At 35.2% G+C, this 5,318-nt stretch carries 3 protein-coding genes and 1 pseudogene; 1 reads left to right on the top strand and 3 read right to left on the bottom strand.

Features of this window, described 5'->3' with window-relative positions; all coding sequences use genetic code 11:
* The coding region (locus F6K13_RS16835) for a zinc ribbon domain-containing protein (protein ID WP_287287865.1) at positions 1-651 on the bottom strand (651 nt) is incomplete at its 3' end.
* A 601-nt stretch (positions 652-1,252) separates the two neighbouring features.
* Positions 1,253-1,960, bottom strand: coding sequence for a 6-phosphogluconolactonase (gene pgl, locus F6K13_RS16830; protein ID WP_287287864.1), 708 nt, complete (start codon positions 1,958-1,960; stop codon positions 1,253-1,255).
* A gap of 591 nt (positions 1,961-2,551) precedes the next feature.
* On the opposite strand from pgl, the gene F6K13_RS16825 reads away from it, so the two are divergent.
* On the top strand, positions 2,552-3,688 hold the full coding sequence (locus F6K13_RS16825) for a hypothetical protein (RefSeq protein WP_124154407.1): 1,137 nt from the start codon (positions 2,552-2,554) through the stop codon (positions 3,686-3,688).
* 975 nt (positions 3,689-4,663) lie between these two features.
* Here the strand turns inward: F6K13_RS16825 and F6K13_RS16820 are convergent.
* Positions 4,664-5,318: pseudogene (locus F6K13_RS16820) on the bottom strand (hypothetical protein); the annotation flags it as partial.

The raw sequence follows: 5,318 nt of genomic DNA, 5'->3' as shown, positions 1-5,318 counted from the left end.
TTCTACTCTAATATCAGCATGACTACGAGAAACCACCTCAGAATCAGGAAATCCAGAAACATCAATATCTGGTGGTACTCGGTCGTTAGGCTTACCTATGTGAATTACAGATAAATTAACTGGTAATTCAATATCTGTATCTGTTCTAATATGAAGTAACTTGGCAGACTGTTTTTGTAACTGGGTCTTGGCCGGAATTGGAGTTCCGACCGTAGGAGATGGAGGAGTTACTTCAGGAGTATTAATAGCATTAATAGTTTGTAGGGGTTCCTCAGTAGGAACTGGAGTATTAATATTGCTAGATTTTTCTAAGTTTGGCGTACCAGACACTACTATAGGTTCTGGAGTCACTAATGGATCTGGTGAATATAAATCAGGTATATCTTCTGAAGGCATACCTGCATCCGTACCAGATACTGGTGATACTATGGTTGGCATCACTGCTGGATCGGTTTGAGATAAAACTTGACCTTCATCTGTACCAGTACTAGCTTTCAAATCAAAGCCACATTGACCACAAAAGGCAGCATCAACTTGAACTGTTGCCCCACAGTTAGGACAATTCATAGTTACAGGTAAGGGAGTGTAGCAAGCTTCACATTGTGTTGCTCCATCAGGATTCTGATGATTGCAATTCGGACAGACAATCATTGATATACTCCTCGTTATCGGCCAGACGATCGAAACACCGACATAAGAATCATAATTATATTTAACTTTCAGATTCTATAGTAATCCTAATTCTATTGTATTGTATAGTTAATTTGGGTGTTGGTGAAGAGCGTGTATAATATTAATTTTAATTACTTAGGAGTCAGGAGTCAGAACAGAAGAAAGAAGGAAGAGCCGAAGTAGGAAGGACCGAAGAAGTTAAAAATCTTACGTTGTCTGACTTTTAAACTTTTAATTTGTCCGCGCCCTTTCCTTCGACTGCTATACAAGTATTAGGCTTTAGATAGTTAGGTTTGTAGTAGAAATATATGAAGTATTCTATTACTTTCCTTGCCTCAACCTAACACTTAACCAATGAAGGATTGAAATTTTAGGTAGGATAGGTATGAATTTATATCATGTCCGGATAATTAGTTATAAAAAAACTTTCTCCTTCAACTCCAGTTCTTCCTCTTCCTTACCCTCCTGGGAGGGGTTAGGGGTGGGTTGACTCCTGACTCCTGACTCCTGACTCCTGACTCCTCGTCGGCAGTTATTTATTTATCACTGTTCAACCGGACATGATATTACTTTTCACTGCTTAAACATTAACACCAGTTAGTAACCAATTTAGTTCCCCTTGAGGTTGAATCAGGCGACTAGGATATTTCATTTCATCCCCATTTTCTGCAAATACTCGATCCAATGCAGCTTGTTTATCTGCACCAGCAACTAGAAATATGACGCAATTAGCCTGATTAATTAGTGGAACTGTAAAAGTTAATCGCGGTTGGCCATCTTTATTCCCTACAGTAATGAGGCGATCGCTGATTTGCAAAGCATCTGTATGGGGAAATAAGGAAGCTGTATGGGCATCACCACCCATTCCCAGTAAAATCAAATCAAAACTAGGAACGTCTCCTGGTGAGACCTGAAAAAATTCTCGCAAATGAGCATCATGGCTATCAGCATCAGCTTCAGGGTCTCCAGCTCCTGTAGGCATAGCATGAATATTTGTCGGTGGTATGGGAACTCGGTCTAACCAAGCTTGCCTAGCCATTTTTTGGTTACTATCTGGGTGGTCAGGAGCTACATAGCGTTCATCGCCCCAGAAGACATGAATTTTATCCCAAGGTAGATTTTGAGTTGCTATGGACTCATAAAGGGGTTTTGGAGTATTACCACCTGCTAAAGCTATAGTACATTGGCCTCGCTGTGAAATGGCCTCTTGCATTTTAGCCAAGCAAATTTCTAAAGCTTGCTCGATTAACTCTTCTTTACTTTGTAGTAATTTAACCTGTTTGTTCATTTGAGCTGATTTGTGTTGTGCTAGAATATGCTTACCCAGAAATATAAAAATTTTTTGATGAATCTGGGCATCAAATTCATGCTACAGCGATTTTGATTTAGAAGTCAGTTTATCTCGTTACCTCAAATAATATTAGTATTTGCTCAAGGTATTTATAATGGGAAAATTTAGGTGGTAGGCAGTTTAGTAATTAACAGTTGAAAAAAAGTTCTTGAGCTATAAATCATAGTATGTGTGTTTATTGTTGCTCATCTGATGCAACTTTTTCAGATTTTGAGTTCGATTACTAAACAATGAAACAAAAGTTATTATTGGCTACAAATATTATGCTGGCCTAAAAAATTTCCTAATATAGCAATGAGCGCTGGTATATTTACAAATTGCAGGAGATGTCCAATAGCTAAAATCTTATATTATAGGCAATTTATTCCCCCAGATGAGCTGTTGCCTGTTGCCAGATGAGCTGTTGCCTGCGCACAGCGCTATATCTGAAAAAATTTTAGTGTATGTCTCAAAAAATAAAATTTTCTAGTTATAACGAGAAAGCAGATTAATGTTAGAGAAAAAACAATTAATAAAAAAACAAAACCTATGTCTAATCCCAAAAAATTACCCAATTCCATACGCTACTTCCGAGGCAGATTTCGTCATCTGACAAAACCTTTAGTTTGGGGGCCAATTGCTGTAGCTTCTTTAGTGCTATTATTTGTTTGGGAATTAACAGTCCATCCAGAATGGTTAACTGTTGAAGATGATTATTCAGTAACAAGCGGAAATATTATAATTGACAATTTATCTCCTGAAGAAATTTCTATTATTAGTGATATTGACAGTTCTTCAGTTTTAGTAGAGGATTTAAAAAATTATGAAAATCTTCAATTTAATTCCTCAGTAATTCCTGAGAAAATTTTACTAAACAGGTTAAAAGGAGAAAGCAAAAATGAATCGGAACCACCAAAAAACTCTAAAAAACTTCAAGAAAATTTAACGAACCTTCAACCTCAAACAACAACCAATAATCTTCCTCCTCAAAATAAATTAGACAACTCTCAATTATTAACATCTCCTCTGTTACGTAGTCTCAATATATTAGACGAAAGCGATCGGGAAGAAAAAAAGGAAAAACCTGCAAATGCATTACAGAATGCTTTGGATGATTACCAGCGCTCTAAAAATCAATCCCAAGCATCTTCAAATTCTCAGTCTCAAACAAATAATTTTAACCTTTATCCTACTGAGATAAAACCTAGAGATATTAGACCTTCTCCTTTTCCTGGAATTTCAACATCCAACAGTTATCAATCTCCACAAAACAATAATTTTAATTCACCTTTACCACCCATAAATATTAATCAACCAAAACCTTATTATACAGATAGATCGGGAACGGCAAATCAAAACAATAACCCCAGCAATTCACCAGGATCTAACTATTCTCTTCAACGGCAACCTGCTAATCCAAATTTACCGCCATTACCAACAGTACCTAATGGTTTAGCTAATAATCAAAATGGAGTAAATGGGATTAATAACGGAAGAGTTTCTAACTATTATAGTAATCAAGGATATCCGCAAAATCAGCAACAGCAATATAACTATGGAGTTAATCCTAATCAGGTAAATCAAAACTTACCATCAAATCCTTCTAATAACCCTTTTTCCAGACGTAATAATAGTTTTAATCGTGGATATGGCGAACGTTGGAATAATCCTTTTAACAATAATTAAAATGGTTACAGCGGTTTTGATTTGGGTAGACCACAGTAGGGAAGTTCCATGGAACTACAAGGTTTGATGTGTGAAGAGGTATAGCGCTGTGCGCAGGCAACAGGCAACAGAGGGAAGAAAAAACCGATAATATAAGACTTTTATCTATTCGACAGTTCCTGTAATTTGTAAATATGCCAGCGCACATTGCTATAGTTCATCAATTTGAAAAGCGCTGTAATTTAGGATAATTACAATCATCAAGTTTGAGGATTTTAATAATTATTATTGCTACCCTTATATTTGGTTTTGAATATGAGGAAATAGATGGTGGGTTGTAGATGAGAAAATTTGACCTAACACCATTTCTCAAAAGTTTTACGACATCTCCTTGGGAGTAGGGAGTAGAGTTAAAAGGCATAAGATATTTTGGATTAATGCCGATAATCCTTACAAACATTACTGAATCATTATTATTACTTAATAACTGAAGTCGCATCGAAAGTATAGTATGAATGTATGGGAATTGGTATAATACTTTCGTTGATATAAAGCTTGGTATAAAGTAAGCATTCAGCTATTAGCATTCAGCATTTCCTGTGGAATGCTGCGCAAACATACAGCGGATTCCACCAAGCGTGAGGTACACCTCTCGCTGGCATCTTGCCCGCACTTGCATTCATTTAATATTAATATCTGTACTTCATATACTTGAAATATGCTGTAATACCAATTTGAAAAAAGAATATTACGAATAATAGGGGCAATTAAAATATTTTATAGGAGATGTCTCTTGGACTAAAAAGATAAATTCAGACCTAAAAACTGGTATTAAAGCCATTCATTCTGACTCCTAAGGACTGACTCCTGAGGACTGACTCCTAAAAAATATCCTAGCTATTTGTAGCAAAAATTTATCAAATTGGTATAACTTTGAATTCTCCTTAATCAGACAATAAACTAATAGCTGATAGCTGATAGCTGATAGCTGACTGCTTACTTAATTTGAGTAAATTTCATCAACTCATTTTGAATACATGATGTTGGCAATAAAACTATTCTCTTACTTGTTAAAACAGTGCAATGTTCAATAGTAACGGATAAAGCAGGAATCATATTTTGCTCTAGTTGATAAATAATTGTCTCTCCTAAATCATATTGACGAATTAATTCTTTATCAGCTACATATCTAGGGTTATAAGCTGTTTTATCGAGCAACCAAAAATCTATTCCATACTTCTGAATAAAATTATTAACCTCTTCTAGATTAGAAGTATATTGAGCCTGAATTAAATCTTTTGCTCTTTGACTAAACTGAGCATAATATTCTGTATGGTAAGGCAAACTATATTCCTGGGCGACTAAAGTAGAACGTTGGGCAAAAGTAGGAATATTATCTGATTCTTTAGATATAGACGCAATTAATATATCTTTCGGTTGTGCTAGTAAATATTCATATAATTCTATTTCTTTGCCTTTAACGTAGAATTGGTTATCTATAGTTAGATCTTGAGAAAAAGGAATAATGCTTAATATCGCTAATAATAAAATTGTGCAACCGAGATATATTTGTTGTGGAAAAGTTAAGCCATTTTCTAGCTGAGAAATAACTTGATTAAAATAACTATCCAACCATATTGTTAAAGCAATA

This window comes from Okeania sp. SIO2B9 (genome assembly GCF_010672505.1).
Lineage (GTDB): Bacteria > Cyanobacteriota > Cyanobacteriia > Cyanobacteriales > Microcoleaceae > Okeania > Okeania hirsuta.
This window is presented reverse-complemented; position numbering and strand designations above follow the sequence as displayed.

What these genes read in the sequence shown, in the direction of transcription:
- pgl (WP_287287864.1), bottom strand. Translation starts at nt 1,960, where the DNA reads ATGAACAAACAGGTTAAATTACTACAAAGTAAAGAAGAGTTAATCGAG.
- F6K13_RS16825 (WP_124154407.1), top strand. Translation starts at nt 2,552, where the DNA reads ATGTCTAATCCCAAAAAATTACCCAATTCCATACGCTACTTCCGAGGC.